Genomic DNA, 26647 nt, shown 5'->3' with positions numbered 1-26647 from the left:
TCGCGCGGCGCCAAGGTCAAATGACAACTTGTGATAGGTACAATTCCCGATCCTGAACACCCACTCCGCTTTTCAAACCACTTGCCCGCGTGTAAGCCGAAATCCATGACCGCGATGACCGAGATTTACCCTGCGCTGATCGCTGATGGCACCTTGCAAGCTGACGCGGCGCAACAGGCTGTCCTGCCGGAGTTTGACCGCATCCGCGCCGCCTTGATGCAGCCCGTCAAGAAGGGGCTGTTTCGCAAGCCACCAGAACCGCCAAAGGGCCTATATCTTTGGGGTGGCGTGGGGCGTGGCAAATCCATGTTGATGGACATATTTGTTGAGAACCTGGGCGATATTCCCGCGCGGCGTGTGCATTTTCATGCGTTCATGCAGGAAATTCATAGCCGCATGCACGAGGTACGCAAGACCGGCGTGGATGATGCCATTGCACCGGTTGCCGCAGAAGTTGTCGCATCCGTCCGCTTGCTGGCGTTCGACGAAATGCAGATTACCGACATCACCGATGCAATGATCGTCGGCCGCCTGTTCGAAGCGCTTTTTGCTGCCGGTGTGGTGGTGGTCACAACATCGAACCGGGTGCCGGATGACCTTTACAAGGACGGTCTGAACCGCGATCTGTTCCTTCCCTTCATTGCGCTGATCAAGGAACGGATGGTGGTGCATGAGATGGTAGGCCCCACCGACTACCGACAGGACCGGCTGGCAGGAACGCAGGTCTATTTCACCCCCGCCGGGGCTGAAGCGCGCGCACAGATGGACGCGGTCTGGAACGATCTGACCGGTGGTCCTGGCAACCCGCTGACCCTGCGGGTGAAGGGACGCGAAGTGGTGCTGAGCGCGTTTCGAAACGGGGTGGCGCGTTCGGGATTTCATGATCTGTGCGGCAAGCCGCTGGGTCCTGCCGACTATCTTGCTGTTGCCGATGCCGTGCGGGTACTGCTGATCGACGATATCCCGCAGCTTGGCCGAAGCAATTTCAACGAAGCAAAACGTTTTGTCACCTTGATTGATGCGCTTTACGAGGCCCGCGTGCGGCTGATCTGTTCCGCCGCTGCCGTGCCCGAAATGCTTTATGTCGAAGGGGAGGGTACGTTCGAATTTGCCCGCACCGCGTCGCGCCTGCGCGAGATGCAGTCACAGGAGTGGGGCAAAGCCTGAACGCCGTTGCCCCGGTGTTTGCCGGTGTCAGTCGTCAGCGACGATCATCACATCGCCAGCCGTCGCCGCACCATCTGGATGGTAGGGCGCGTTCATCTCGGAAATCAGCCAAAGCCCGCCAAGAATGATGGTCAGACCAACAGCTGCGAAAATCGCCTGCGCTAGGGTAATCCTGTCGGATTCAATCCCGCGCGCCCCTTTGGGGTCGCTCACAAATGCCATACCGCTCTCCTCAGTCGTTTCAGTATTAACGCGGTCAAGCCGCTCTCTGAATTGTCACCAGGTTACACTAACGTAAGGTTACCACAAAAGAGAAAGTTGCGGATTCTTCAACAATACCCATCAGTGAGGCTTAATTGTTTTCGCGCAGGATCGCACCGGCCAGATAAAGCGACCCACAAATCAGGATCCGGGCGTCCGGATTTTGCGCTAGAATGGCATCCATTGCCGCCTCCACATTTTCCGCTTCATTTGCATTAATGCCTGCAGCGCGGGCGGCGGCCGCGGTTTCGGCCGCGGATAGGGTCGCGGTTTCTCCCGGGATGGACACGGCATGCAGGGTTGCGGCGTGCGGGGCCAGCGGGCGCATATAACCAACGATGTCCTTGGTGTTCAGCATCCCGCAGATCAGATGCGTTTCGCGCGTCGGACCTTCGGCAAGCACTGACGCAAGCGCCTCTCCGGCCGCCGGGTTGTGGCCCCCATCGAGCCAAAGATCCGCGCGCCCGGCCCGTTCAACCAAGGGCCCCCCGACCAATCGTTGCATCCGGGCGGGCCATGTGACGTTCCGCATCGCCGCTTCGCACGCCGCCTCCCCCCGCTTGAGATGACGCAGCGCAGCCAGCGCGATACCAGCGTTCTCGATCTGGTGCGCACCACGCAGCGCGGGCAAGGGCAAGTCCAGCAACCCGCCCTCGTCCTGAAAGATCAATCGCCCGCCTTCGCTGCTGACATGCCAATGTTGGCCATGCACCAGCAAGGGCGCACCAAGCTTGGCGGCACGCGCTTCGATCACGTCGAGCGCTTCATCCTCCTGCCGCCCCACGACGCACGGCACCCCGCGCTTGATGATCCCGGCCTTTTCACCCGCGATCTGGCCCAGCGTGTCCCCCAGAAACTGCTGATGGTCGATGGATACTGGCGTAATGACGGTCAGGACGGGTTGGTCCACCACGTTTGTCGCATCCAGCCGCCCGCCCAAGCCAACCTCCAGCAGGGTGAAATCGGCAGGGGTACGCGAAAAAGCCAGCAAGGCTGCTGCGGTCGTGATCTCGAAATACGTGATGCTGACGTCGCCATTCGCGGCATAGCATTCGTCCAGCACTTCGGTCAGGGCTTCTTCGGTGATCAGATCACCGGCAAGCCTGATCCGTTCATGAAAGCGCGCCAGATGCGGTGAGGTATAGACGTGGGCGGCAGCCCCCGATCCTTCGAGCCCCGCACGGATCATCGCCAGCGTCGACCCCTTACCATTGGTGCCGGCAACATGAATGACGGGCGGCATGTCTTTTTGCGGATCGCCCAAAGCATTCAGCAACCGCCACATCCGGTCCAGCGTCAGATCGATGATCTTGGGGTGCAGGGACATCATCCGCTCAAGGATGACGTCCGATCCGGCCGCGTTCATTTCTTGGGCGTATCCGTGTCATCGCTCAACGCGTGGTCAAGTTCGCCCCCCGGATCGGGGGCTGGCAAATCTCCACGCACCGCCGGCGGCAGACGCAGCAGCATTCGGGTAATATTGATCAATTCGTCCCGCAGTTCGGTGCGCGGTGTGACGCGGTCCAGCATCCCGTGATCCAGCAGGTATTCAGCGCGCTGGAACCCGTCAGGCAATTTTTCACGAATGGTCTGTTCGATCACGCGCGGCCCGGCAAAGCAGATCAGCGCGTTGGGTTCGGCAATATGGACATCCCCCAACATCGCGTAGCTGGCCGTGACGCCGCCCGTGGTCGGATGTGTCAAAACGACGATATAGGGCAATCCCGCCTCTTTAAGCATCTGCACCGCGACGGTCGTGCGTGGCATCTGCATCAGGCTCAGGATTCCCTCCTGCATGCGCGCGCCCCCTGCGGCGGAGAACAGGATCAGCGGGCGCTTGAGTTTTACCGCCTCTTCCGCAGCGGCGATAATCGCATTGCCCACGTACATCCCCATCGACCCCGCCATGAACGAAAAGTCCTGACAGGCGGCGACAATCGGCGTGCGTCCGATCTCTCCCAGACCGACAAGCATTGCTTCGGCCTCTCCGGTTTGCTTCTGGGCGGCTTTCAATCGGTCGGGGTATTTTTTCTGATCCCTGAAATGCAGCGGATCAGGTGTGGGCGCGGGAACACTCACTTCGGTAAAGACGCCGCCGTCAAACAGCGCCATGAAACGGTCACGGGGACCGATGGGCATGTGATGGCCGCAATTGGTGCAGACGTTCAGGTTCTCGGCAACCTCGCGGTGAAACAGCATCGTGCCGCAGTCGTCACATTTGGTCCAAAGGTTGTCCGGCGTTTCCCGACGCGAAAAGATCGAGTTGATCCGGGGGCGGACGTAGTTGGTGATCCAGTTCATTGCGAGCCTCTGCGGACGGTTGCGGGTATTCGATACGCGGGCGGGTGAGGAATTGCAATCAGCGGCGTATGGCCAGCCTTGCGGCAAGCCACGCAACGAACATCAACGCAAAATCCACTGGCAGCCAGTCCCGCACGGCCTGCGTGTCCGCCATCGCAAACGGGGCAAGATAAAGCGAGAGCCCCGACAATTGATCCGGCACGGCGATGAAAACGATAGCCAGCACGTTGTTGGCCAGATGTACCGCAATCGCAGGCCCAAGAGACCCTGCACGCGCGGTCAGATCCGCCATAAGCATACCGAAGATGCCCGCCCAGAGCGCTACGATCAACGCGTTTTGCCCAGCGATTTCGGGCTGGAAGTGACCCAGCGCGAAGATGGCGGAGGGAAGGACCAACCAGACCAGTGGTGACTTGAACCGGGCAGCGAGCTGCTGTTGCAGGTAGCCGCGAAAGAACACCTCTTCGGCACTGACCTGGACCAGTACTGCCAGTATGGAGAATGGCAACAACAGCATCCAGCGGCCCAACGACAGATTGGCACGCAGATCCCCGCCCATGTCCCATGGGGGCAGGACAAAAACGACCAGATTCAAAAGAACCATAACCGCAAAAACACGGCTGAACTGTTCGACCAACAAGTCGAACGGCCCAAGGACAGATCGCAAAGGACGTCGGTGCAGCATACGTGCCGCCAGACCGGTTGCCAGGACCATGAAACCAAAGCTGAACAACATCAGATACATGGCCAGCGGCGTACTGCCCGCAATCAATTGTTGGTACAGCGCCTCACCACGGGTTCCAGCAAGAGTGAAAATGCTGGAGAAATAGAGCTGCCGCATCGTCAAGAAAGCGATGCCTGCCACGACCAGCCCCACCAGCAACCGCCAAACCTGTGGATAGGCGCGTGCGGGCCGCACGAAGCCTTCGTGTGCTTGGTAGGCCGAATATCGCATCAATCAGCGTCTGCCTTTTGCGGCGTGCGCTCCGCACCATTTTCCGAACCGATGTGCACACGGTTCTCGATCAGCCGCTCGGCAGCGCCCGTCAGATGGCCAGCCACGGTCTGAAGCAGGCTCATCAGGACGGTCGTGTCATTCTCGACCACGGCGCGGAATTCTTCTGCGCCGATGCGCAGAAACTTGGTCTTTTCAACGGCAATCAGATCCAGTTGGCGAGGCTCGTTGATCAACACGGCGAGGTCGCCGATCAAACGGCCCGGTTCCACATCCGTCACATGGCGCAACATGCCATCATCATCGGTGTATCCCATCTCTCCCAGGCCAGACAGGCACAGGTAGCAGGCATCCGGCCGCTCCCCGCGCGAGAAAATGCGTTCGCCCGGCTCCACCTCGTACCATTGCGCGGCAAAGGCCAGCAGACGCTGGTTGCGCGCATCCAGGCCCGAAAACAGGTCAGCGCGCGCGAGAATCCGCAGTTTACGCCGCAAATCTTCCGACCCACTGGCTTCATCCAGCATCGTTTCCGCCTCGGCAAGGCCGTCGACATGCCCGTTGCGGATGATCACATGCATGTCAAAATCTTCCGGTGCTTCGAACTTGTCATCCAGATAGATCTGCGTCGTCTGCGGCAGCAAATCCTGCAGGCGGTCGCGGATCGCGGCCTGCGTGTCGGCGTCTCTATCGTCCAATACGTTGTCGAAGATCAGCACATCCGGGCGCTTGATGACCGCGCGGCCAATTGCGGCACGCTCTTGGAAAAGCGCATTGAGGTTGCTGCCGCCGATGGACGTGGGCAAATCGAACAGTACGGTAGAGACATCGCGCCGCAGGTCATGTTTGCGCAGCACATCCGCCACCACATCCTGTACAAGATCCGCCTGCAGACCCGCAACGCCGGATATCCGGCCGAACAACAGGTTTTCGAGAATGGTCATACGCGGAATATAGGTGTCTTCCTCAACGGGAATGAACATCTCCTTCGCGCGCTCGCGCAGCATTGGTCCCTGTGTCTTCCGGATCTCCAGTATTTCCTGTTTGAAACTCTCCGGGAAGGAAGGCCCAATCTGTTCGGCGGTGAACGCGAAGGGGACAGTCAGAAGCAGAGTGAACTCTTCTTCGCTCAGGGCTGAATCGCCTTTCTCGCGCCGCCGCGCCGCAATTTCCACCAACCGCTCATAAAGCGCTTCTTCGATCCCAAGCGCGGTGAAAAGGGGGTGCCCGGTTCCGTCGCGCCCGAAGGTCTGGCGCAGCGTTTCGACCAGTGTCTGGGAAATCGCGATAATCTGTGCGCCCAGCCCGTGTTCCATCACCATACCGAGAAAGCCCCGCTCAGTCGCCAGACCTTCGAGGCTGATATTGCGGCGCGGGGCGGCGTACATCAGGTTGCCGCCCAACGGGATGGTTGGGTTGAACTGTTCCGGATCGAGCCGATAAACGACTTTGTCCAACCCCTTGTTCTTCAATCGGGCGTGCACTTCCTCGCGCAATCCAACCAGACGGCGAACAAGCTTGGGATGCAGCGCCGGGTCGATTTTCTGGTGCATCATCCGCTCAAACAAAAGCTGATCGGTGCCAAGCGCCTGAATCACCTGGAACCACCAGCTGTAGATCTGGTCGCTGCTTTCGAGATCCGCCAATGCCGGGTCCAGCCAGTCGACGTTCGTGCTGTCCAGGCTATTGCCTGAACGGAATGCCTCGATCGAGGTGCGATCAAGATGCTTGGGGTCCCACAAAACAGTTTTTGGACTGGTCTTGAGCGGCATCAGAAGGTTATCGCCCACGGACCCGCGGAACAGGTACGGGTGCGCGCGGGCATATCCGATGCGGGCGGCCAGAACAGATTGGTGCAGCTGTGATACATCATGGCCCGCGATGGTGACGCTGCCGCGCACGGGAAGGATCTCTCGCGTCAGCACCTCTGCGAAGGCGGTTCGTTCCGACTGTGCCCCAATCTCGATGGCGACGCGGGAGCCTGCGGGAATGGACAGGTTCAGGTTCTCCAGCAGCAGGTTGCCATCCATGTTGCGCACCGTGACGTTGGACATCTCGATATCTCCCCGCAGATGCGGAATTTCGTCCGGTGTGCCGGTTATCAGCGCTTCGTCGATCATGTTGCGTGGGGCAAAACGCTCCGTCACGATGTCCCAGCGCAGGGACATGTCCTGAGTCTGGTTGTAATAGGCCAGAAGCTCTTTCCACGGGCTGCTGAGATCCTTGTAGGCCGCCAGCGCAGCGACCAGCGCACCCACGGTGATTTCGCCCTTGATCGCCAGATAGCCGCCGACGGCGTAGAAGAAGAACGGTGTCAGTTGGGTGATGAAGTTGTTGAGAAACTTCATGAAGAACTTTTTCTGGTAGATGCGGAAACGCACGTTGAACAAGCGGCCCAGCCGATCGGTGTATTGCGCCAGCCGCAACCGCCATCCGCCGTTGGTGCGCAAATCAGTGATGCCCGCGGCCGTTTCGCCAATCTCGGACGCCAGTTGCCGGATTTCGCCGATACGCTCCTTGTTCAGCAGGTTGATCTGCCGTTGCAGCATCGGGATCACATAGGCTTGCAACGGGATCAGCGCGACACCGGCAAGTCCGAACCACACTGACTGAAGGAACAGGAAAATCACGATAATCAGCATCTGACCGGCCTGGAAAACCGGCTGTGCCACGGCATCGCCCATCAGTCCGCCCATCGGCTCTGCCTCGGACGTCACCATGGAGACAAGCTCCCCCTGAGAGGTATTCTGGTAATAACTGCGCGGGAACAGCATCATCCTGCTCAGCAGCTTGTACCGGAAACGCCGCAACATCCGTTCGGCCAGAACGCCTTTCATGGTGTTCAGACGCATCTTCAGCAAACCATGCACAAGGACGGCTGCGAGATAGGCAAAACACAGGGTCATCAGGAATTGCACCTGGCTCAATTGCACGCCGAAGACGTCAATTACGCTGGTTTCAGCACCGATCGCATCGTTGATGATCCGCTTGGGCAATTCCAGCGTGGCATAGAGAAACGGGAAGGTAAAAAGTGTAAAAGCCAGCAGGTAAATCTGATCCCGCCGGGAATACTTGAAGATAAAGGCAAACAGGCTGCGTTCCATACGCGCTTCTCCTGCTGGGGGTCTAATGAGGCGAAGGCCCATGGTCCGCCAGAGGTCTGCCTAGCCTCCTAACTATGCCCCCTGCCTGAGCAATTCAACTCATCGCGGCCATACCGCCCCTCTTGCAGCCCCGTGCACGGCACACTATCGAGAGATCAAACCTTCAATCGGGAGCCGTATCATGTCCAGCAACCAGCGCTTTGACAAAAGCAAATTGCCCAGCCGCCACGTGACCGAAGGACCCGCGCGCGCGCCGCACCGGTCCTATTACTACGCGATGGGCATGACGGAGGAGGAAATCCATCAACCGTTGATCGGCGTGGCGACCTGTTGGAACGAAGCGGCACCTTGCAACATTGCACTGTCACGTCAGGCGCAAGCCGTGAAGATCGGCGTGAAAGCCAAACAAGGCACCCCGCGCGAATTTACCACCATCACTGTCACCGACGGCATCGCCATGGGCCATGAGGGCATGCGCTCCTCTCTCGCCTCCCGCGAAGCCATCGCTGACACCGTGGAACTTACCATGCGCGGCCACTGCTATGACGCCATCGTGGGTCTTGCAGGCTGCGACAAGTCCCTGCCCGGCATGATGATGGCCATGATCCGCCTCAACGTGCCTTCCGTCTTTCTTTACGGGGGATCCATCCTGCCCGGCAAAGCCCCCAAGGGCGCGGATGTGCCCCAGTCTTTCGCCGAACGTGACCTCACCGTGCAGGACATGTTCGAAGCCGTCGGCAACTACCAATCCGGCACCATGACCGAAGCGGAGTTGGAAATCCTCGAACGTGTCGCCTGCCCCTCTGCCGGCGCCTGTGGCGGCCAATTCACCGCCAACACCATGGCCTGCGTGTCCGAGGCCATCGGCCTCGCGCTCCCCAACTCATCCGGCATGCCCGCGCCCTACAAGGACCGCGACGAATACGGTCAGGCTTCGGGTGCTGCCGTGATGCACTTGATCGAGAAAAACATCCGCGCCCGCGACATCTGCACCCGCGAAGCGTTCGAGAACGCCGCGCGCATCGTGGCCTGCACGGGTGGCTCTACGAACGCAGGGCTGCACCTGCCCGCGATGGCGCATGAGGCAGGTATCGAATTCTTCCTTGATGACGTCTGTGAAATTTTCCGCGACACACCACACTTCGTCGACATGAAACCCGGCGGCGCTTACGTGGCAAAGGATCTTTATGAAGCGGGCGGCGTGCCTGTTGTTATGAAGGAGCTGCGCAAGGCGGGCCTGCTCCATACGGACTGCATGACCGCGACGGGCTATTCCATGGGAGAGGAACTCGACAAGATCGAACGCGAGGCGGACGGTAAGGTCATCCATGCCGTCACCAACCCGATCAGCACCACGGGCGGGGTCGTGGGCCTCAAAGGCAACCTCGCCCCAGAAGGTGCGATCGTGAAGATCGCGGGCATGGCGGATGAAGACATCGTCTTTACCGGCCCCGCGCTGATCTTCGAGTGTGAGCAGGACGCCTTTGAGGCCGTCCAGAATCGGACCTATTCGGAAGGCGACGTGTTCGTGATCCGCAACGAAGGCCCGCGTGGCGGGCCCGGGATGCGCGAAATGCTCGCCACCACGGCGGCGCTGTCGGGTCAAGGCATGGGAAAGAAGGTCGCGCTTATCACCGACGGTCGCTTCTCAGGTGCCACACGCGGCTTCTGCATCGGCCATGTGGGGCCAGAGGCCGCAATGGGCGGTCCGATCGCACTGCTGAAGAACGGCGACATGATCACCATCGACGCCAAGACCGGCACCATTGACGTGGACCTCAGCGATGAGGAACTTGAAGCCCGCAAGAAAGCCTGGGAAGGACCACGGCCCACCAACTATGCCTCCGGCGCGTTGTGGAAATATGCCCAGCTTGTCGGCCCAACTTACTTGGGCGCGGTCACTCACCCCGGCGCAGTTGCGGAAACCCATGATTACATGGACCTCTAAGGTCGGGGCTGCGCTGTGCGGCCTCTTCCTGCTGGGCGCATGTGACGGCGACGCGCTGTCATTGGGGGGGGCAACCGCAAGCAAGACCCCGCCTGCGCAGGCCACGATGGCGCGCGGGGCAGTCACCCTTGTGCCGCCGTTCGGCTTTTGCATCGACACGCGCGCGCTCAGCCAGCGGTTTGCCCTGCTGGCGCGCTGCGATGTACTCAGCCCTGATGGCTTTGCCGCAGCACCCTTGTCGATTATCACCGTCAGCCTGTCGCCTGCACCCGAAGGTGTGCCCCTGCCTTCGGCGGAGGTTACGGCAGCCGCGTTGGGATTGAAAAACGTCGGCCAGGCCCGCACCAGATCCCGCAGCGTGATCTTTCGCGCGGATGGGCCCGCCCCGTCCGCCGCGCTGGACGGACGCCACTGGCGGGGCACCGCCCTTGTTGGCGATCAGGTGATGGGTGTTGCGCTTTATGGACCGGCAGGCCAGCCGCCGATCGGACGCGAAGGACGCGCCATCCTGTCTGATCTCATTGCGGCGACAAAACCCGGCGGGTGAGGCACTGTTTCCTTATGACAAACATCAAACTGCCCGCTTGATCATTGTCGCCAATTCGTTTGTATGAAAGCGCTGTGCCGGATAGACTGCGCAAAAAGACGAGGCGAAAAAGCATGTCGAAAATCGGGTTCGGACTTCTCGAAGGGAGGGTCTTTTCAAAGACCCTTGCGAAATGGGCGCGTGCCGCGCGCAAGGCTCCGACAACTGAACTGCCCATTCTGCGACGCCAGCGCAGCAAGGCGCGTTTGCTGAAAACCCACCTCGATCGGCTGATCCACACGGCGGACAACCGTCTGGCACTTCCTGTTCTGGGCTCAACCAGCTTTCCCAAACCGCATAATGCCGACTGGGCCTGGCGGCCTGAACTCTGGCGCGGGCCGCTGGCCACGCCAGGTTTGTCATCGGTCAAGACGAAGTCCATGCTGGGCAACGAAGTGACCCTGTTTCACGATTGCGACCGGTCCGAACTGACCTTGCGGCAGTTGCGCAACCAGCGGGAGGAGGACCTGGCACCATATGGCTTGCGCCTTGACGTCTTCAAATTTGACGGCTCTTTCCTGTCTTTGGTGATCGACTTGCCGGACGAAGGGGTCAATGGCCTGAAACGCACGCACCTTCTTCGCATGGATGCCATCGTGGAGATGGAAAAACCTATAGAGATCTTTGCCCGCCTCAACATCCGGCACGGCCCCAACACAGAACAAATGGTTCGCGAGCTGCCGCTGACGGAGGAAAGCCACAGGGTCGAATTTGATCTGGCCTATTCCAACCTGAATGAAAAACGTGTTGAACGCGCGTGGATCGACATCATTTTTGAAGGCCCGGAGATGAATCAGGTTGTCTTGCGGGATTTGACGTTCTCCCGCCGCCCTCGCGCACATCTGTAACAAGAGACTGAACATGACCCAGCTGACACTCACCAAGACCAAGATCCAGCAGGGCCTGTGGCAGGGCCTGATTACCGATGCCGACGGGGAGCCGCAGATCGACGTCACGCACCTGAACCAACCCGTAGACGGGGTAAAACTGACTGCAGGTGAAACATCCGGGAACTGGGCGCTTGAAATTCCCATACCTGCCGATGCCATTGCGGACGGGGTGCAGACACTGATCATCACAGATCGTTCCGGGGGGGATCAACTGGGTCATATTACCCTGATGGCGGGCGAGGTGCTGGGTGACGATATCCGCGCCGAGATGGATCTGCTGCGCGCGGAGCTTGATATGCTCAAACGCGCCTTTCGCCGTCATTGTCTTGAGACGGGCTGATTTCGAATTAGGCTGTGACCGCCTTTGAATTGCGGGGTTTTGTCAGGATTTCTGCGCGTCCAGATCGAACATCAGCCGCAAGGTGACGGGAGACACCCAGGTGATCCCCGGCAAATCGGCCAATTCCATCAGCTTGTCGATGCCCGCCGTCAGGCCGACGTCTTCCATGCTGAGCATGATCATGTCGTTGGTGCTGACCATGACCCGCTCCGGGGTCAGTCGCATGACGTACATGTCCGCAAACAGATCGACCTCCGATCCCACGACGCTTAGCGTACCATCCGCTTCAATGACGGCACTTTCTCCAACAGCGAGATCGGATATTTCGGACATGTCGATCTGTGCGTTGATGATTGCCTTGGGTGAACCTTTGAAGACGTGCTCAACCATCCGTTCATTGCGGATGTCGATGTTCGTCTCTACCGAGGCGAGATCAATCTCGACAGACACCGCGCCATCTGCGCTTACCCGGCCTTCCACGCCTTTGAAATGATGCACCTCACCATTGGTGTTGCTTTTCACGGAACCGAATGCGACGCGCGACGCATCGCCATCCAGGATCCAGCTTTCCGCATCAGCAATCCCGCCCGCGATGGCAATCAATCCCGCCAATGCCAAAATTTTGAGTTTGTACATGTTCAATCCCTCCCTAAGGTGTCGGACAGGTGCGCCAACACGCATCCCGGCGCGGGCCAACCCCGCTCCTTAATCGAACACGCAAGGGGGCGGATTTATTCGCGGGGGACCAAAAAACAACGCGCGTGCTGTGGTCGCCGACGGACTGGAGGGGGTCTATCCCCGGCTCTGGCGTTTTGCACTGAGCCTGTCGGGCAGCCGCGCAGGTGCCGACGAATTGGCCCAGCGTACCTGCGAACGTGCGCTGGATCGCGCTGATCAGTTTGACCCCGATACCCACCTTGATCGCTGGATGCTGACCATGGCCCGGCGCATCTGGCTTAATGAGATGCGGGCGCAGGCGGTCCGACGGGGCAATGGCCTTGTTTCGGTGGAGGACGCCGATCTTATCTCCACCGAATATTCCGCAGACGCGAATATTTATCTTGCTGAAGTGTTTAATGCGATAGGAGCTTTGCCTGAAAGCCAGCGCGAAACCGTCATGCTGGTCTACGTCGAAGGCTACGCCTACAAGCAGGCCGCACAGATGCTGGACGTGCCGATCGGAACCGTGATGAGCAGGCTGGCCACAGCCCGAAAGACTATCGCCGGGAAATTCCCGGAGAGGAGCGCAATGCCATGAGTGGGCATGAGACAGATTTTTCAGATGCTGACCTGACCGGCTATCTGGACGGCGCGCTGGACGCTGATCTGGCTGCTGCCATTGACGCGGCTTTGGCGCGGGATTCCGATCTGGCCGCGCGACTTGCGGCGCTGGATATCCCGCTTGCTGATGTGCGGGCGGCCATGGACCCTGACTTGCTGGCCGTGCCACCCCTGCCCGATCATCTGCGCATGAATGCGCAGGAAGAACCCGGAACTCCGCGTCGCGCAGCGTGGCTGATGCCCGTGGCCATCGCAGCCGCATTCGCCGCTGGGGTCATCGTCACCCCGTTCCTGCGTCCACCTCCGAGCCCTCTTCCGGTGGCCAAGGAAGGTGGCTGGATCGACACCATCGCATCCTATCAGTCGCTTTATGTGCCCGAAACGCTCGCCACCGCGATGCCCGATGCTTTTGAAACCAGCGCCGTGCTGGCGCAGGCACAGGCCGCCCTTGGTGTGCAGATGGCGCCCGCAACGCAGGTGGCGGAAATGCAATTCAAACGCGCTCAGATGTTGGGTTACAAAGGCAGGCCGCTTTTGCAGATGGCCTACCTTTCCGCGGATGGCACCCCATTCGCGCTATGCGTGACAACCGTGTCCGGAGAGGACCGCGGGGCCAAAACCACACAAAGCCATGGCCTGATCGGGGTCAGCTGGGTGGAAAATGGCCTTGGCTATCTGCTGATCGGTGGCACGGATGCACGGGCGGTTGAGGTATTGTCAGAGCAGGTTCAGGCGGTGATATGAGACGGCTCAGTCGTACCGCAGCACTGTCGCCTTGCCCCTGAAGATGTAGTAGGACAGCACGGTATACCCCAAAATGGCAGGCAACACGAAAAGCGTCCCCAACAGGATGATGAACAGACTTTCAGGCGCGGACGCCGCCTCGTAAATCGTCATCTGTTCCGGCACGACAAAGGGGTAGAACGAATAGGCCATGCCACCATATGCGAGGGTGAAAAGCCCTATCGCTGCCGCGAAAGGTGTCCACGCCCAGTGGTCATTGTCCCGTGGCAACCGCGCCAGCTTCCACCACAGAAAGGCGACCAGCGCGGCCGACAGGATCGGCAACGGTGACAGATAGGCAAACTCGGGCCAGCTGAACCATTTGTCAAAAATACGCGTGCTGACGAAGGGTGTCGCCAATGAGATGGCGGCGATCCCGGCCACCAGCCCCCAAATGCCGCCCTTGGCCCAGCCGATTGCGCGCATTTGCAGCTTGTCTTCGGTCTTCCAGATCAACCAGGCCGCCCCGATAAAGCTGTAGCCCACAGTCAGGAATATTGCCGTCAACAGGGCGAAGGCCACATTCGGCAGGGTCCATGTGAGCCCCATGATGTACATGCCCAGCATGAAACCCTGGCTTAGTGACGCCATCAGTGAACCTGCGAAGAAAGCCCCGTTCCACATGCGTTTTTGCGACAGCGGTGCCTTGGCCCGCATTTCGAACGATACGCCGCGCAGGATCAGGCCGATCAGCATCACGAAGACTGGTAGATACAGCGCCGTCAGGATCACCCCATGAGCAGGGGGAAACGCCACCAGCAGCAACCCGACCGCCAGCACCAGCCATGTCTCGTTTGCATCCCAGAATGGCCCGATTGAGGCGACCAGACGGTCCTTTTCAGCCTCATCCGCGAGGGGCATCAGCAGCCCGACACCAAGGTCGAAACCGTCCAGTACCACGTAGATCAGAATCGACAGGCCCATAAGGGCTGCGAATGTCCACGGCAGCCAGACGGCCGGATCCCCGAAATATTCCATGCCTATTCCCCCGGCTGCAAGCGGGCGACGTTCACCTCGCCCCGGCGCGGGTAGGTACGGTTGGAGAACGGCTCCCCCCGGGTCGCCTTGCGCGCCAGATAGGTGATCACCCCGATATAGGCGAGGATCAGCACCGCATAGACGACGAGGTAACCAATGAGCGTGCTCAGCACCATGCCTGCGGGGACATCGCTCACCGCTTCCTTCGTGGTCAGCACACCCTGCACCAGCCATGGCTGACGCCCGATTTCAGTGGTGTACCAACCCGCCAAAGTGGCGATCCACCCGCTGAAGCTCATCGCGGCAAAGGCATAGAGTGGCAGCGTGGGCATGTTGTCCGCACCGTAACGCCGCAGCATGTAGAGACCGGCCCAAGACAGCAGCAGCATCGCCATCCCGGTCCCGACCATGACGCGGAAGCTGTAGAAAACGGGGGCTACGCGTGGGTGCATCACTTCGCCGTCTTCGCTCACGAAATCATTCAGACCGGGCACAACGCCCTCAGCCTTGTGCTTGAGGATCAGCGAGGCACCATTGGGGATCGCAACTTCGAACCGGTTCTCCCGTGCTTCCTCATCCGGTATAGCAAACAACACCAAGGGGATATTCGGCCCGGTTTCCCAATTGCCTTCCATCGCGGCGACCTTCGCAGGCTGATATTCCAGCGTGTTCAAACCGTGGAAATCACCAGCCAGAATTTGCAGCGGGATCAGGCTCGCACCCGTGATGATCCCGACACGCAGCGCGGTCTTCACATCTTCGCCCCGGTCGTTCCACAACATCCGCAGCGCGGAGATGCCCGCGATCAGAAAGGCCACGGTCAGGCCAGATGCCAGCATCATGTGGACAAACCGATACGGCATGGAGGGATTGAACACGATCTCCCACCAACTTGTCGCGTGCACGACGCCATCGATAACCTCGTATCCTTGCGGCGTGTGCATCCACGAATTCAGGACGATGATCCAGAAGGTCGACATCGTGGTGCCGAAAGCCACCAGGAACGTCGCCAGCGTATGCACCCATGGCTTCACCCGTGAGGCACCAAACAGCATGATTCCGAGGAACACAGCCTCAAGGAAAAACGCGGTCATCACCTCATATGCCAGCAGCGGGCCGGCCACATTGCCAACGGTCTCCATGAAGCCGGGCCAGTTGGTTCCGAACTGGAACGACATGGTGATCCCGGATACAACGCCCATCGCAAAAGACAACGCAAACACCTTCACCCAGAACATGTAGGCGTCCATCCATTTCCGCTCTCCGGTTGCAGTGAACCGCAGCCGGAAGAACAGCAAGACCCACCCCAGGGCGATTGTGATCGTTGGGAACAGGATATGAAATGAAATGTTCGCACCAAACTGGATGCGCGATAGCAGAAGTGTGTCCACCAGAGGCTCCGTAAGAGTGATCTTTCTTTTACAACGCTGATGTATTCCTTTGCGGCCCTGTGGAAACCCCATGCGACAATAGGCGCCGAGCGGATCAGGGCCCGAAAGCAGCGCTGCTCAGCACGCGCTATTCGGTCGATCACAATGTAGCGGCACAGGCTTTGTCCTCCAGTCTCTCGGCTTGCCTGATCCGCTTGCGCGTTACGTCGAGAGGCGCCCGGTACTGCCTGCGCTTGCACGGTGCCAAGTGATCTTCTAGCCTTGATGCTGAACGCAGGCTTCCCCGAAACCAACCTGAAGGCCACCCATATGCTGCAGGAATCCCCGGAGCTTCTTGCCATTTCGCGCCGATGGTACAATGCCGTGGTCACCCGTAAGGAAGCCGAGCTTCAGAACTACCTTTCTCAGGCATCCGAACTGCGGTTCGTGGGGTCCGCCAAAGGGGAACACTGGTTTGGTGCAGCAGTGCGCGAAGGGATTGGCAGGCACTTCAACGAAGTTCCTGAAGTCACAAAAAAAGAGGAAGCCCTTGCCGAAGCCTTTGAGTTCGGCGACGTCGGATGGTCATTTTTCACGCATCGTTTCTGGTTCGAAGGCATGTCTGATCCGGTCGAATTCAGAACCACGCTGATTTTCGCGCTGGAGAACGGGTCCTGGAAAATCATGCATCGTCACGCATCCGTCCCGTCATCGAATGAGACAACAACAGGGCACGGACACTCCGCCATTCAGGAACTTCTGGATGCCGCCCATAGTGACTTCAATCTTGGCCAGACAGAGGGTTTGGCCTCGATCATGTTTACTGACATCGCGCATTCGTCCCCAATCGCAGAAGCCGTCGGAGATCGGATTTGGTCCGGCTTTGTTGCGGAACATTTTGACGACGTGCGTCATACGATCGAAGCGCATGGTGGCCAGTTCGTAAAGTCATTGGGCGACGGCACAATGTCCAGTTTCGCGTCGGCGCGGTCAGCCCTCGAAGCGGCCGTGGCCATTCAGTCCAAGATGGCCCGTCAGACCCAGGAACCCTTCGTCAGCGTGCGCATCGGCATCCACACGGGCGATGTGGTTCGATCAAGCGATGATTTCTTCGGCACAGTGGTCAACAAAGCCGCGCGGATCACGGCAGTGGCCGAAGCAGGGGCGATCTATCTCTCGGATACCACGCATGCGGTTGTTGGCACAGCGACGGATTTTGCGTTTTCCAAGCCGAAAAGCATTATACTCAAAGGTCTTGCGGGCGAACATCAGGTGCGTCTCCTTGATTGGCAAGGTTCGTCCTGAACGCGAAGAAGAGATAGCTTCGCAAACGCCTGCACTGCGAAAAAGAACCTGCGCATGAAAAAGCCCGCCGATGGCGGGCCTCTCCCTTGTTTCATATCAACCGCTGGATATCAGTCTTCCGGCCCCAGCGCCGACAAGCCCTTGAGAATATCGATGGCATAGGCCAGTTGATAATCCTCTTCGCGCAGTTCTGCTGCTTTCTCGGCCTTCGCGCGATCTTCTTCGATCTGCTTGATCTGGTCCTCGGTCAGGCTGTCGTTGTTCAGACTGCCACGCAGGTCCGCCTCTGAACGAGAGCGGCGGCGGGGATTATCCTCTTCCTCCTCCTCTACGCGTGCGGGCGGCTGTGGCACGACGATATCGGGAGATACGCCCAACGCCTGAATGGACCGGCCCGATGGCGTGTAATACCGCGCCGTGGTCAGGCGCATCGCGCCATTGCCACGCAGGGGCATGACCGTCTGTACGGACCCTTTGCCGAAGCTTTTCGTCCCGATCACCACCGCGCGGCGGTGATCCTGCAACGCGCCTGCGACGATTTCAGAGGCGGAAGCAGACCCGCCGTTGATCAGCACCACGATCGGCTTGCCACCGCTCAGGTCGCCGGGTGTCGCATTCACGCGGTCGCCGTCTTCCAGCGCCCGTCCCCGGGTTGATACGATTTCCCCTTCTTCCAGAAACGCATCCGACACCGCGATGGCCTGATTGAGCAGACCGCCGGGATTATTGCGCAAGTCAATGACAATGCCATTGATGTTGTCGATGCCACCAGCGGCTTCGACCTGAGCTTCCAGCCCCTCTTTCATCTTGGGGTAGGTCTGTTCGTTGAAGGTGCTCAGGCGCAAGACCGCCGTATCCCCTTCAAGCCGCGCGCGGACCGCCTGCAACTGAATCGTATCGCGGATAATCGACACATCAAACGGCTCCGCCTCGCCCTCGCGCACGACGGTGATGACGATCTCCGACCCGACCGGGCCACGCATCAGTTCGACGGCATCGTCGAGCAACAAACCCAAAAGGCTTTCGCCGTTCACGTGAGTGATGAAATCCCCGGCTTCGATCCCGGCTTCGGCGGCCGGCGTGCTGTCGATGGGGGAGACAACTTTGACGAACCCGTCTTCCTGCGTAACCTCAATGCCAAGACCGCCGAATTCGCCGCGCGTCTGTTCGCGCATCTTGGCGGCGTCCTTGGGGCTGAGATAGCTGGAATGCGGATCAAGCGATGTCAGCATGCCATTGATGGCCGCTTCGATCAGATCGCTGCTGTCCACCTCTTCGACATATTGCGCGCGGATGCGTTCAAATATGTCCCCGAACAGATCAAGCTGTTCATAGACGTTTTCCGTCTTTGCACTTTCCTGCGCCAGCAAAGGTCCCGCGATCTGGGTCGTTGCGATCACCCCCGCTGCGGTGCCGGCTAGTGCGGCCATCACAAACTTTTTCATTCCCTACTCATCCTTGTCCGTTCGGAACCAATCCAGTGGATCCTGTGAGGTCGTGTTATCTCTTACTTCTATATAGAGCGTTTCTGAACGCTCAGGACCAGACCCTTCACGAAGGGGTGACAATGTATCGCCGCTTTCCGACACGTCACCGCCCATCAGGCCTATGGGCGTGCCACCTGCAATCACTTGTCCAGCTTCACCGTATACCGTCTCAAGCCCGGCAAGGACAAACAGCGTATTTGCCCGCGGCTCCAATATGACCACGTTACCAAAATCCAGAAGCGGTCCGGTATACCGGATCGTTGCCGCAGTCGGTGTAATGACGATAGCTTGTGGCAGAGTTGCGACAATGACCCCAGGGCGCTTGACCCCGGCGGCGTCCGCCTCCCCGGCCCGGCGCAGGATCACACCTTGTACCGGCAGCGGCAGTGCACCGATCTGACCTTGAAGGGTCAGCGGCGCCGGCTCAATGGCATCTGTGGCGATCTCGGAAAGGCCGCTTGCGAAGCCTTCAAGCGTCTCGCTTGAGGCAATCAGGATGGCGGTGCGTACCGGATCGGCGGTGAAGCGCATGGGCAGGTCGGTCCGGTCGGCCATCGCCTGGTTGAGGGCGGTGCGCGCGGCCTGTATTTCCGTCAGGCCGGTCTTCATCCGGATCGCTGCATCCACCTGCAGCGCGCGCAGCGTCTGCACTTCTTCCAGATCGCGGCGCAACTGATCTGCCTGCCTGTTCAGCGCCGGTGTCAGCTCTGCCAGCAGCATCCCGGCGCGCGCAGTGCCCATCGGCCCTTCAGGATGGAGCAAGACCACCGGAGACGTATCGCTGCCGATGCTTTGCAGGGCGCCGAATAGCTGCGCCACTTCTTCATCGCGCGATTGCAGCCGGGCGCTGAGCTGCGCCTCGTTGATCGCCGCCTGCCGCAGGCCTTCGCGCATCGCCGTCAGCCCTGTTTCAAATGCCTGAATGGTCTGCGTGAGCGCCCGCACCCGGTCCCGCGCGCCATCGGCTGCATCAAGGCTCAGCGATGCTTCTTCCAGCGCCACTGCGGCTTCCCGGGCCTGGGCGGCGATTTCGCTTCGCGCCATGGCACCGTCGGGCACCATTGCCATCATCATCAACGCGGCTAATGCAAAACGCATGCTCATGTGATCAAACATTCCCCCGTCATTTCTGCGGGTGGTGCAACCCCCATCAGATGCAGCAGGGTCGGCGCCAGATCGGCCAGCCGCCCATCTTTCAACTTGGCACCCTTCGGGCCGCCCATCAGGATGACCGGCACCGGGTTGAGCGTATGAGCCGTGTGGGGCCCGCCCGTTTCCGGATCGATCATGACTTCGCAATTGCCGTGATCCGCCGTCACGATCATCGCACCACCCACTTTTTCCAAAGCCTCAATGACCCGAGCCAATCCGGCATCCACTGCCGCGCAGGCCGCCATTGCGGCATCCAGATCACCGGTATGACCGACCATGTCGGGATTGGCATAATTGACGACAATCAGGTCATACCCGTCTTCTATCGCCGCAACAAATTGGTCTGTCACTTCCGCCGCAGACATTTCCGGTTGCAGGTCGTAGGTGGCCACATCGGGTGATTTCGGCATGAAACGGTCTTCGCCCTGCTCCGCCGCCTCTGTCCCGCCATTCAGAAAGAACGTTACATGAGGGTATTTTTCAGTCTCCGCCAACCGGAACTGACGCAGTCCCTTTGCGGCAACCCAGGCACCCAGGGTATTGGCGATATCGGGCTTTGGATACATCGTGATCATGTATCGGGCATGGTCCCTGGAATACTCGGCCATGCCCATCAAGACAGCCCATGCTGGCCGGTGGCCCACATCAAAGGCATCGAAATCCGGCGCGCCCAGCGCGGCCATGATCTCTCGTGCGCGGTCTGCGCGGAAGTTCAGACAGAAAAGCGCATCGCCGTCTTGCGCGCCGGTATATCCCGCCAGAACGGTTGGCTGGATGAACTCGTCGCTCGTCTCAGCTGCGTAAGACGCTTCGATCGCCGTCCTGGCATCAGGCGCGGTGGCACCTTCGGCATTGAGGATCGCAGCAACAGCTTTTTTCACCCGGTCCCAGCGGTTGTCCCGGTCCAGAGCGAAATAGCGCCCGCTTATCGTGCCTATCCGGGCGGTATCGGGCAGTGCGTCGACCAGCGCTTCGAGGTATTTTAACGCGGACCGTGGGCCTACGTCGCGCCCGTCCGTAACCGCATGAACGACCGCAGGAACGCCTGCGCCATCGAGGATTTTCAACGTTTCGATCAGGTGTCTTATGTGCCCATGCACGCCCCCATCAGACATCATCGCCAACAGGTGCGCCGTGCCGCCAGTGTCTATAAGTTTATCAATGAATTCAATAAGCCGGGGGTTTTGGGCGAAGGTCCCCTCTTCAATCGCAAGATCAATCTGGCCAAGATCCATCGCGACGACCCGACCTGCGCCGATATTGGTATGCCCCACTTCGGAATTGCCCATTTGCCCACGCGGCAGACCCACGTCCGGACCATGTGTGATCAGGGTGGCATTGGGGCAGTCTGCCATCATGCGGTCAAACGTCGGTGTATCCGCCAGCACCGGTGCATTGCCCTGCCGGTCAGACGACAAGCCCCATCCATCGAGGATGCACAAGACAACGGGTTTTGGCGGGCTCATCAACGCGCTCTTTCTGCTCGGGGCTGGTTTTGAGGCCTTGTAGCTTGTCACGCGGCCCGGGTGAACCTTTTTCCCGCCGCAAAGATGCGCAGGAAACGGATTGGTTCCCACCTATGGGGAGAGCACACATAGCTGAACCATGAAGAGGACCACATCATGCACATTGAAGCCCTGCCAACCGACCTTGTCCGCAGCCTGCAAAAAGGGGGAAAGGACGCGCATGGCAATCTGCCCCAGTGCGCTGTCTCCAGCGGTGTCGGTACACCCTGCCGCCACTGCCTACGTAATGTGCCGGAGGGCGAAACGTTCCTGATCCTTGCCCATCGTCCGTTTGCTGATTTGCACCCCTATGCCGAATGCGGCCCGATCTTTTTGTGCGCTGCCGCGTGTGAGCGTGGGGGTGGATCTGAGGTGTTGCCACCTGTCCTGAAGACCTCCGCGACATACCTGGTCAAAGCCTATGACGACCGCGAGTGGATCATCTATGGCACCGGTGCGATCACTCCTTCTGATCGGATCATCGACCGCGCCGCCACATTGATGAACGATTCCAAGGTTGCCTTCGTCGATGTCCGCTCCGCCAGCAACAACTGTTATCTGGCGCGCATCACGCGGTGATCCCGCAACCTCTTGTCGGGCAGGGTCGCATTGGGCATATAGGCCAGAGCACAAAAGCCAAGGACCCAAGCCATGACCCAAGACGCGCCCGAAACCCGGATCGTCAATGCCTACCGCATCGCCTGCGATGGTGGCGAGGGTGCGTTGGGCCATCCCCGGGTCTGGCTCCAGATCCCGCGCGACACCGGGTGGGTGGAATGCGGGTACTGCGACTGCAAATTCGTGCATGCGGATTTCGAAGGCAAGGTCTGAACACAGGCGGTCGGCCCGTGGCGTCCGTGGTGCAGCCTCCGGCGGGGTTTTTGGAACCATTTGGAAGACAGGGACAGTGCGCAATGTCTGCTGGCAGCGACCCAAGCTTCGTGTCAAAAAGGGCTGCGCGCACAGGGGAGCACTCACATGACATTCGGCAAAGGGCATCACCTTCATCTTATTGACGGTTCTGCCTTCATATTTAGGGCCTATCACGCACTCCCACCCCTGACACGCAAGTCCGACGGGTTGCCGATCGGGGCGGTTTCGGGCTTTTGCAATATGTTGCACCGCTATGTCGAAGGGAACACCGGGCCGGACGCGCCGACGCATGTTGCAGTGATCTTTGACAAAGGCAGCCATACCTTTCGCAACGACATGTACGACCAGTACAAGGCCAATCGCGAGGCCATGCCGGAAGATCTGCGCCCACAGATCCCCCTGACGCGGGACGCCACCAACGCCTTCAACATTGCCTGCGAGGAAAAGGAAGGTTTTGAGGCCGATGACATCATCGCCACCCTTGCGGTGCAGGCGCGCAATGCGGGAGGGCGGTGCACGATCATCAGTTCGGACAAGGACCTGATGCAACTGGTCGGTGACGGGGTCGAGATGCTGGATGCGATGAAGAACAACCGCATCGACCGCGACGGGGTGTTTGAGAAGTTTGGGGTCTATCCGGAGCGGGTCGTCGATGTGCAGGCGCTGGCGGGCGACAGCGTCGACAATGTCCCCGGCGCGCCGGGCATCGGGATCAAGACCGCCGCCCTGCTGATCAACGAATATGGTGATCTTGAAAGCCTGCTGGAGCGCGCCGAGGAGATCAAGCAGCCAAAGCGTCGCCAGACCCTGATCGATCATGCCGAACAGATTCGCCTGTCGCGGCGCCTTGTCCTGCTTGACGAGAACACGCCGCTGGATTTCACGCTGGATGATCTCGAAGTGCGCGAGCCGGAACCGGAAAAACTGCTCGCCTTTCTGGCTGAGATGGAGTTCCGCACCCTTACCAAGCGCATCGCAGAGCATCTGGGTGCAGAAGCCCCGACGATCGAGGATACGCCCCCCTTGCCTGACGCGCCGCAGATTGAAGCGGTACCGTTCGATGCGGAGAAGTATGAACGGGTCAGCGACACGCAAGCGCTGCAAAAGTGGATCGACCTGATTTATGAGCGCGGCCACGTCGCAGTCGATACGGAAACCACGGGCCTTGACGAGATGACCGCCGAACTTGTTGGCATTTCCCTTGCCGTCAATGCGGGACAGGCCTGCTACATTCCGCTGATCCACAAGGCCAATCGCGGCGATGATCTTTTTGGGTCAGACGATCTGGCAGAGGGCCAGATCCCCGTGGAGACGGCGTTGCAGATGCTGAAACCGATGCTGGAGGATTCCTCGATCCTGAAGATCGGGCAGAACATGAAGTATGACGCCAAGATATTTGCCCAGATCGGCATTGCCGTCGCGCCCTTCGATGACACGATGCTGATGTCCTACGCCCAACACGCCGGTTTGCACGGGCATGGCATGGACACGCTTTCCGAACGGTATCTCAACCACACGCCCATTCCGATCAAGCCGCTGCTGGGGTCCGGCAAATCCGCGATTACCTTCGACAAGGTACCGCTGGAAGACGCGGTGAAATATGCCGCTGAGGATGCGGATATCACCCTGCGGCTTTGGCAACTGCTGAAACCGCAACTGCACATGGCGCAGGTCACGAGGGTCTACGAAACGCTTGAGCGCCCTTTGGTGCCAGTGTTGGCGGACATGGAGCGATCAGGCATCAAGGTGGACCGCGATACGCTTTCGCGCATGTCCAACGCCTTCGCGCAGAAGATGGCCGGGCTCGAGGATGAGATCTATGAACTCGCGGGGCGCAAGTTCAACGTCGGCTCGCCCAAGCAATTGGGTGAAATCCTGTTTGACGAAATGGGGATCGAAGGAGGCAAGAAGGGTAAGACCGGGGCCTATGCGACCGGCGCTGATGTGCTCGAAGACCTCGCAACCGAACATGAACTGCCCGCCCGTGTGCTGGACTGGCGACAATTGTCGAAGCTCAAATCCACCTACACGGACGCATTGCAAGACCACATCAACACCGACACCGGTCGGGTGCACACCTCCTATTCCATTGCGGGTGCCTCAACCGGTCGCCTTGCCTCCACCGATCCAAATCTGCAGAACATTCCGATCCGCACCGAAGAAGGTCGGCGCATTCGTGAAGCGTTCGTCGCTGAGCCCGGCAAGACGCTGGTAGCGCTGGATTATTCCCAGATCGAGTTGCGCATCCTGGCCCATATCGCCGACATTCCGGCGCTAAAGGATGCCTTTGCGCGGGGTGACGATATCCACGCCATGACGGCAAGCGAGATGTTCGACGTGCCCATGGAGGAGATGACCCCGGAAGTCCGCCGCCGCGCCAAGGCCATCAACTTTGGCGTGATCTACGGTATCTCGGGCTTTGGCCTTGCGCGGAACCTGCGCATCCCGAGGGGAGAGGCACAGGGCTTCATCGACCGCTATTTCGAACGCTTTCCGGGCATCCGCACCTATATGGACGATACCAAAGCCTTTGCGAAGGAACACGGGTATGTGCAGACGCTCTTTGGCCGCAAGATCCACACGCCCGAGATCGCGTCGAAAGGGCCCCGTGCCGGGTTTGCCGCGCGCGCGGCAATTAACGCGCCCATTCAGGGAACGGCTGCGGATGTCATCCGCCGCGCGATGATCCGCATGCCGACGGCGATTGCGGATCTGCCCGCCAAGATGCTGTTGCAGGTTCATGATGAATTGCTGTTCGAAGTGGAGGAAGGACACGAGGACGCGCTGATCGCTGCCGCCAGAGAGGTCATGGAAAACGCCAATGATCCAGTGGTGAAGCTGGATGTAAAGCTGACAGTGGATGCAGGAACGGGAGCGAATTGGGCGGCGGCGCATTGAAGCGGATCATTTGGAATTCAGCGCCACACGCATGGGGCGTCACCGCTACTGTCTGATGCCCTTCTTCAAGGCGAAACCATGAAATTGCTCAAACCCGATATCGACCACATTCCAGCATATGTTGACGCACTCAACAGAGGATGGTCACCTGACAATTTGCGGCCGGAGGCATCCCGTGAGGAGCTTTCGATGATTGCGCAAGACGCTGGATCTTTTGTCGCAAATCTGGACGATCCATACGCCAAGGCGGGTCCGGTCACCCTGCCGGATGGGTCTCAGGTCCCGCGTTTGCCAAGCATCCGCCGCTGGATCTGGGACAATGAGCTTTGTGGTCATATCGGTTTGAGGTGGCAACCCGGCACGGAGGAACTGCCACCTACATGTTCTGGTCATATTGGCTATGCCGTGGTGCCTTGGCGGCAAGGCGAAGGACTGGCAACCACCGCTTTGATGGCCATTCTTCCGGAAGCGATAACGATTGGCCTGCGGCACGTTGATGTTACGACGAGCCCTGAAAATCCCGCATCGGTACGGGTTATCGAAAAGGCAGGTGGCGTTCTGGTGAAAAGCTACACTGCCGAGAAAGCGCTGGGTGGTCATGAAACGCTTCTGTTCAGGATCGCTCTCCCGGCAGGCTCGGGCGTCTTGGAAGACCACCGCTGAGATCAGGGCAGCCTCCCGAGTTGTCTGCACGAGGTCGAGCGTATCTTGGGTTTTTGTTGAACCCGATTGCAAATCTGTCCCGATGGGTTCACCGGAATGAACGGTGTCAGCCCCGCCGCCGTGCGACGATGTAGCGGCTCATTGCCGGGAAGCTGCCGGTTTCAATCAGATCGAACCCTGCTGCTTCGATCGCCCCTTCAAGTTCTGCAAAGCTGAAACTGCGCACGAAGGGCGCGATGCCGATCAGGCGCAAGACCGGGATCATCGCGCGGAAAGCAAACCGTTTCAGACCGATGGACGGCTCCCCCAAGCAGGGGGTTTTCGAGATGAACAGCGCGCCCGGTGCCAGCGCCTTTTGCAAATCGGCGATGATGGCTTCGTAGTCCTGCGTCAGGTGGAAGATGTTGAACCCCAGAACTGCGTCATGGCCGCTGGCGCGCTGCGCAGATTGGCGGGCAGTCGCGACGGCAAAGTCGGCACCCTTGACGCTTTGCGCCCGCGCCTTGTCGGACGCGATGCCGATCATGGCGGGTGATATGTCGGTTCCGGTGATCTGCTGAACGCTGTCGGCCAGCAGAAGTGCCGTGGACCCGGTGCCACAGCCGATTTCCAGCACCCGGTCGGTGGCGGAAAGATAGCTGCGGGTGCGACCCAGCGTATATTCGTAGGCGACCATGTCCTTGATGGGGGATTTGGCGTATTTGGGGGCGATCTTGTCCCAGAATTTGGCAGTGCTTGTCATGTCAGTCTCCTTTGCGCCTTATCTACGGGCGTATGGAAAACTACGGAATTGACGAAATCCG

Annotated in this window: 24 protein-coding genes; 12 read left to right on the top strand and 12 right to left on the bottom strand. The window is 59.5% G+C overall.

Annotated features, from left to right (window positions below; genetic code table 11):
- The first annotated feature begins 105 nt into the window (after positions 1-105).
- Positions 106-1167 (top strand): cell division protein ZapE, encoded by a 1062-nt coding sequence (gene zapE, locus AB4X18_RS10240; RefSeq protein WP_432817366.1) that lies wholly within the window; start codon positions 106-108, stop codon positions 1165-1167.
- A 27-nt stretch (positions 1168-1194) separates the two neighbouring features.
- Here the strand turns inward: zapE and AB4X18_RS10235 are convergent, their stop codons facing one another.
- The 5 genes from AB4X18_RS10235 to AB4X18_RS10215 all read right to left on the bottom strand — a co-directional run bounded on the left by AB4X18_RS10235 (position 1195) and on the right by AB4X18_RS10215 (position 7785).
- Positions 1195-1389, bottom strand: coding sequence for a hypothetical protein (locus AB4X18_RS10235; RefSeq protein WP_370399990.1), 195 nt, complete (start codon positions 1387-1389; stop codon positions 1195-1197).
- Positions 1390-1519: 130 nt separating this feature from the next.
- Positions 1520-2794, bottom strand: a complete 1275-nt coding sequence (locus AB4X18_RS10230) for a bifunctional folylpolyglutamate synthase/dihydrofolate synthase (protein WP_370399989.1) — start codon at positions 2792-2794, stop codon at positions 1520-1522.
- Positions 2791-3729 (bottom strand): acetyl-CoA carboxylase, carboxyltransferase subunit beta, encoded by a 939-nt coding sequence (accD, locus tag AB4X18_RS10225; RefSeq protein ID WP_432817365.1) that lies wholly within the window; start codon positions 3727-3729, stop codon positions 2791-2793. Before accD ends, AB4X18_RS10230 begins: the two co-directional genes overlap by 4 nt.
- A gap of 58 nt (positions 3730-3787) precedes the next feature.
- A complete protein-coding gene (locus tag AB4X18_RS10220; protein ID WP_370402609.1) occupies positions 3788-4684 on the bottom strand; it encodes a CPBP family intramembrane glutamic endopeptidase in 897 nt (298 codons plus the stop codon).
- On the bottom strand, positions 4684-7785 hold the full coding sequence (locus AB4X18_RS10215; RefSeq protein WP_370399988.1) for an ABC transporter transmembrane domain-containing protein: 3102 nt from the start codon (positions 7783-7785) through the stop codon (positions 4684-4686). The genes AB4X18_RS10220 and AB4X18_RS10215 overlap by 1 nt, the downstream gene beginning before the upstream one ends.
- Positions 7786-7966: 181 nt before the next feature.
- On the opposite strand from AB4X18_RS10215, the gene ilvD reads away from it, so the two are divergent.
- The 4 genes from ilvD (at position 7967) to AB4X18_RS10195 (ending at position 11549) form a co-directional block, all read left to right on the top strand.
- Complete coding sequence (gene ilvD, locus AB4X18_RS10210) at positions 7967-9733, top strand: dihydroxy-acid dehydratase (protein WP_370399987.1); 1767 nt, start codon at positions 7967-7969, stop codon at positions 9731-9733.
- Entirely contained in the window at positions 9714-10280 is a 567-nt protein-coding gene (locus tag AB4X18_RS10205; protein WP_432817364.1) for a hypothetical protein, read from the top strand. Before ilvD ends, AB4X18_RS10205 begins: the two co-directional genes overlap by 20 nt.
- 113 nt (positions 10281-10393) lie before the next feature.
- Complete coding sequence (locus AB4X18_RS10200) at positions 10394-11167, top strand: DUF6478 family protein (RefSeq protein WP_370399985.1); 774 nt, start codon at positions 10394-10396, stop codon at positions 11165-11167.
- Positions 11168-11180: 13 nt separating this feature from the next.
- Entirely contained in the window at positions 11181-11549 is a 369-nt protein-coding gene (locus AB4X18_RS10195) for a hypothetical protein (RefSeq protein ID WP_432817363.1), read from the top strand.
- Between the two features lie 42 nt (positions 11550-11591).
- Here AB4X18_RS10195 and AB4X18_RS10190 read toward each other — a convergent pair whose 3' ends face one another.
- Positions 11592-12185, bottom strand: coding sequence for a YceI family protein (locus AB4X18_RS10190; protein ID WP_370399984.1), 594 nt, complete (start codon positions 12183-12185; stop codon positions 11592-11594).
- Positions 12186-12315: 130 nt separating this feature from the next.
- On the opposite strand from AB4X18_RS10190, the gene AB4X18_RS10185 reads away from it, so the two are divergent.
- Together AB4X18_RS10185 and AB4X18_RS10180 are read left to right on the top strand one after the other, a co-directional pair.
- On the top strand, positions 12316-12807 hold the full coding sequence (locus AB4X18_RS10185) for an RNA polymerase sigma factor (protein ID WP_370399983.1): 492 nt from the start codon (positions 12316-12318) through the stop codon (positions 12805-12807).
- Complete coding sequence (locus AB4X18_RS10180) at positions 12804-13574, top strand: hypothetical protein (protein ID WP_370399982.1); 771 nt, start codon at positions 12804-12806, stop codon at positions 13572-13574. The genes AB4X18_RS10185 and AB4X18_RS10180 overlap by 4 nt, the downstream gene beginning before the upstream one ends.
- 6 nt (positions 13575-13580) lie before the next feature.
- Here the strand turns inward: AB4X18_RS10180 and AB4X18_RS10175 are convergent, their stop codons facing one another.
- Together AB4X18_RS10175 and AB4X18_RS10170 are read right to left on the bottom strand one after the other, a co-directional pair.
- Complete coding sequence (locus AB4X18_RS10175; protein WP_370399981.1) at positions 13581-14591, bottom strand: cytochrome d ubiquinol oxidase subunit II; 1011 nt, start codon at positions 14589-14591, stop codon at positions 13581-13583.
- A 2-nt stretch (positions 14592-14593) separates the two neighbouring features.
- Complete coding sequence (locus AB4X18_RS10170; protein ID WP_432817362.1) at positions 14594-15982, bottom strand: cytochrome ubiquinol oxidase subunit I; 1389 nt, start codon at positions 15980-15982, stop codon at positions 14594-14596.
- Positions 15983-16246: 264 nt separating this feature from the next.
- Between AB4X18_RS10170 and AB4X18_RS10165 the strand changes: the two genes are divergently transcribed.
- A complete protein-coding gene (locus AB4X18_RS10165; RefSeq protein ID WP_432817416.1) occupies positions 16247-17266 on the top strand; it encodes an adenylate/guanylate cyclase domain-containing protein in 1020 nt (339 codons plus the stop codon).
- A gap of 110 nt (positions 17267-17376) precedes the next feature.
- Here AB4X18_RS10165 and AB4X18_RS10160 read toward each other — a convergent pair whose 3' ends face one another.
- Genes AB4X18_RS10160 through gpmI form a run of 3 tightly spaced genes read right to left on the bottom strand, consistent with a single transcriptional unit; the run spans position 17377 to position 21371 of the window.
- The gene (locus AB4X18_RS10160; protein WP_370399977.1) at positions 17377-18711 is read right to left on the bottom strand and encodes a S41 family peptidase; all 1335 of its coding nucleotides are present in this window, start codon (positions 18709-18711) and stop codon (positions 17377-17379) included.
- A 3-nt stretch (positions 18712-18714) separates the two neighbouring features.
- Entirely contained in the window at positions 18715-19851 is a 1137-nt protein-coding gene (locus AB4X18_RS10155; protein WP_432817415.1) for a murein hydrolase activator EnvC family protein, read from the bottom strand.
- Positions 19852-19853: 2 nt separating this feature from the next.
- A complete protein-coding gene (gene gpmI / locus AB4X18_RS10150; protein ID WP_370399975.1) occupies positions 19854-21371 on the bottom strand; it encodes a 2,3-bisphosphoglycerate-independent phosphoglycerate mutase in 1518 nt (505 codons plus the stop codon).
- A gap of 156 nt (positions 21372-21527) precedes the next feature.
- On the opposite strand from gpmI, the gene AB4X18_RS10145 reads away from it, so the two are divergent.
- From AB4X18_RS10145 to AB4X18_RS10130, 4 genes are all read left to right on the top strand, one after another.
- Positions 21528-21989, top strand: coding sequence for a DUF1203 domain-containing protein (locus tag AB4X18_RS10145; protein ID WP_370399974.1), 462 nt, complete (start codon positions 21528-21530; stop codon positions 21987-21989).
- Positions 21990-22061: 72 nt separating this feature from the next.
- Positions 22062-22241 (top strand): zinc-finger domain-containing protein, encoded by a 180-nt coding sequence (locus AB4X18_RS10140; protein WP_299880876.1) that lies wholly within the window; start codon positions 22062-22064, stop codon positions 22239-22241.
- 147 nt (positions 22242-22388) lie between these two features.
- Positions 22389-25181, top strand: coding sequence for a DNA polymerase I (gene polA / locus AB4X18_RS10135; RefSeq protein WP_370399973.1), 2793 nt, complete (start codon positions 22389-22391; stop codon positions 25179-25181).
- Between the two features lie 78 nt (positions 25182-25259).
- On the top strand, positions 25260-25844 hold the full coding sequence (locus tag AB4X18_RS10130) for a GNAT family N-acetyltransferase (protein WP_432817361.1): 585 nt from the start codon (positions 25260-25262) through the stop codon (positions 25842-25844).
- A 106-nt stretch (positions 25845-25950) separates the two neighbouring features.
- Here the strand turns inward: AB4X18_RS10130 and AB4X18_RS10125 are convergent, their stop codons facing one another.
- Positions 25951-26586, bottom strand: a complete 636-nt coding sequence (locus tag AB4X18_RS10125) for a class I SAM-dependent methyltransferase (protein ID WP_370399971.1) — start codon at positions 26584-26586, stop codon at positions 25951-25953.
- Positions 26587-26647: the final 61 nt, after the last annotated feature.

The sequence above is a fragment of the Sulfitobacter rhodophyticola genome (assembly GCF_041281685.2).
Taxonomy (GTDB): domain Bacteria; phylum Pseudomonadota; class Alphaproteobacteria; order Rhodobacterales; family Rhodobacteraceae; genus Sulfitobacter.
This window is presented reverse-complemented; position numbering and strand designations above follow the sequence as displayed.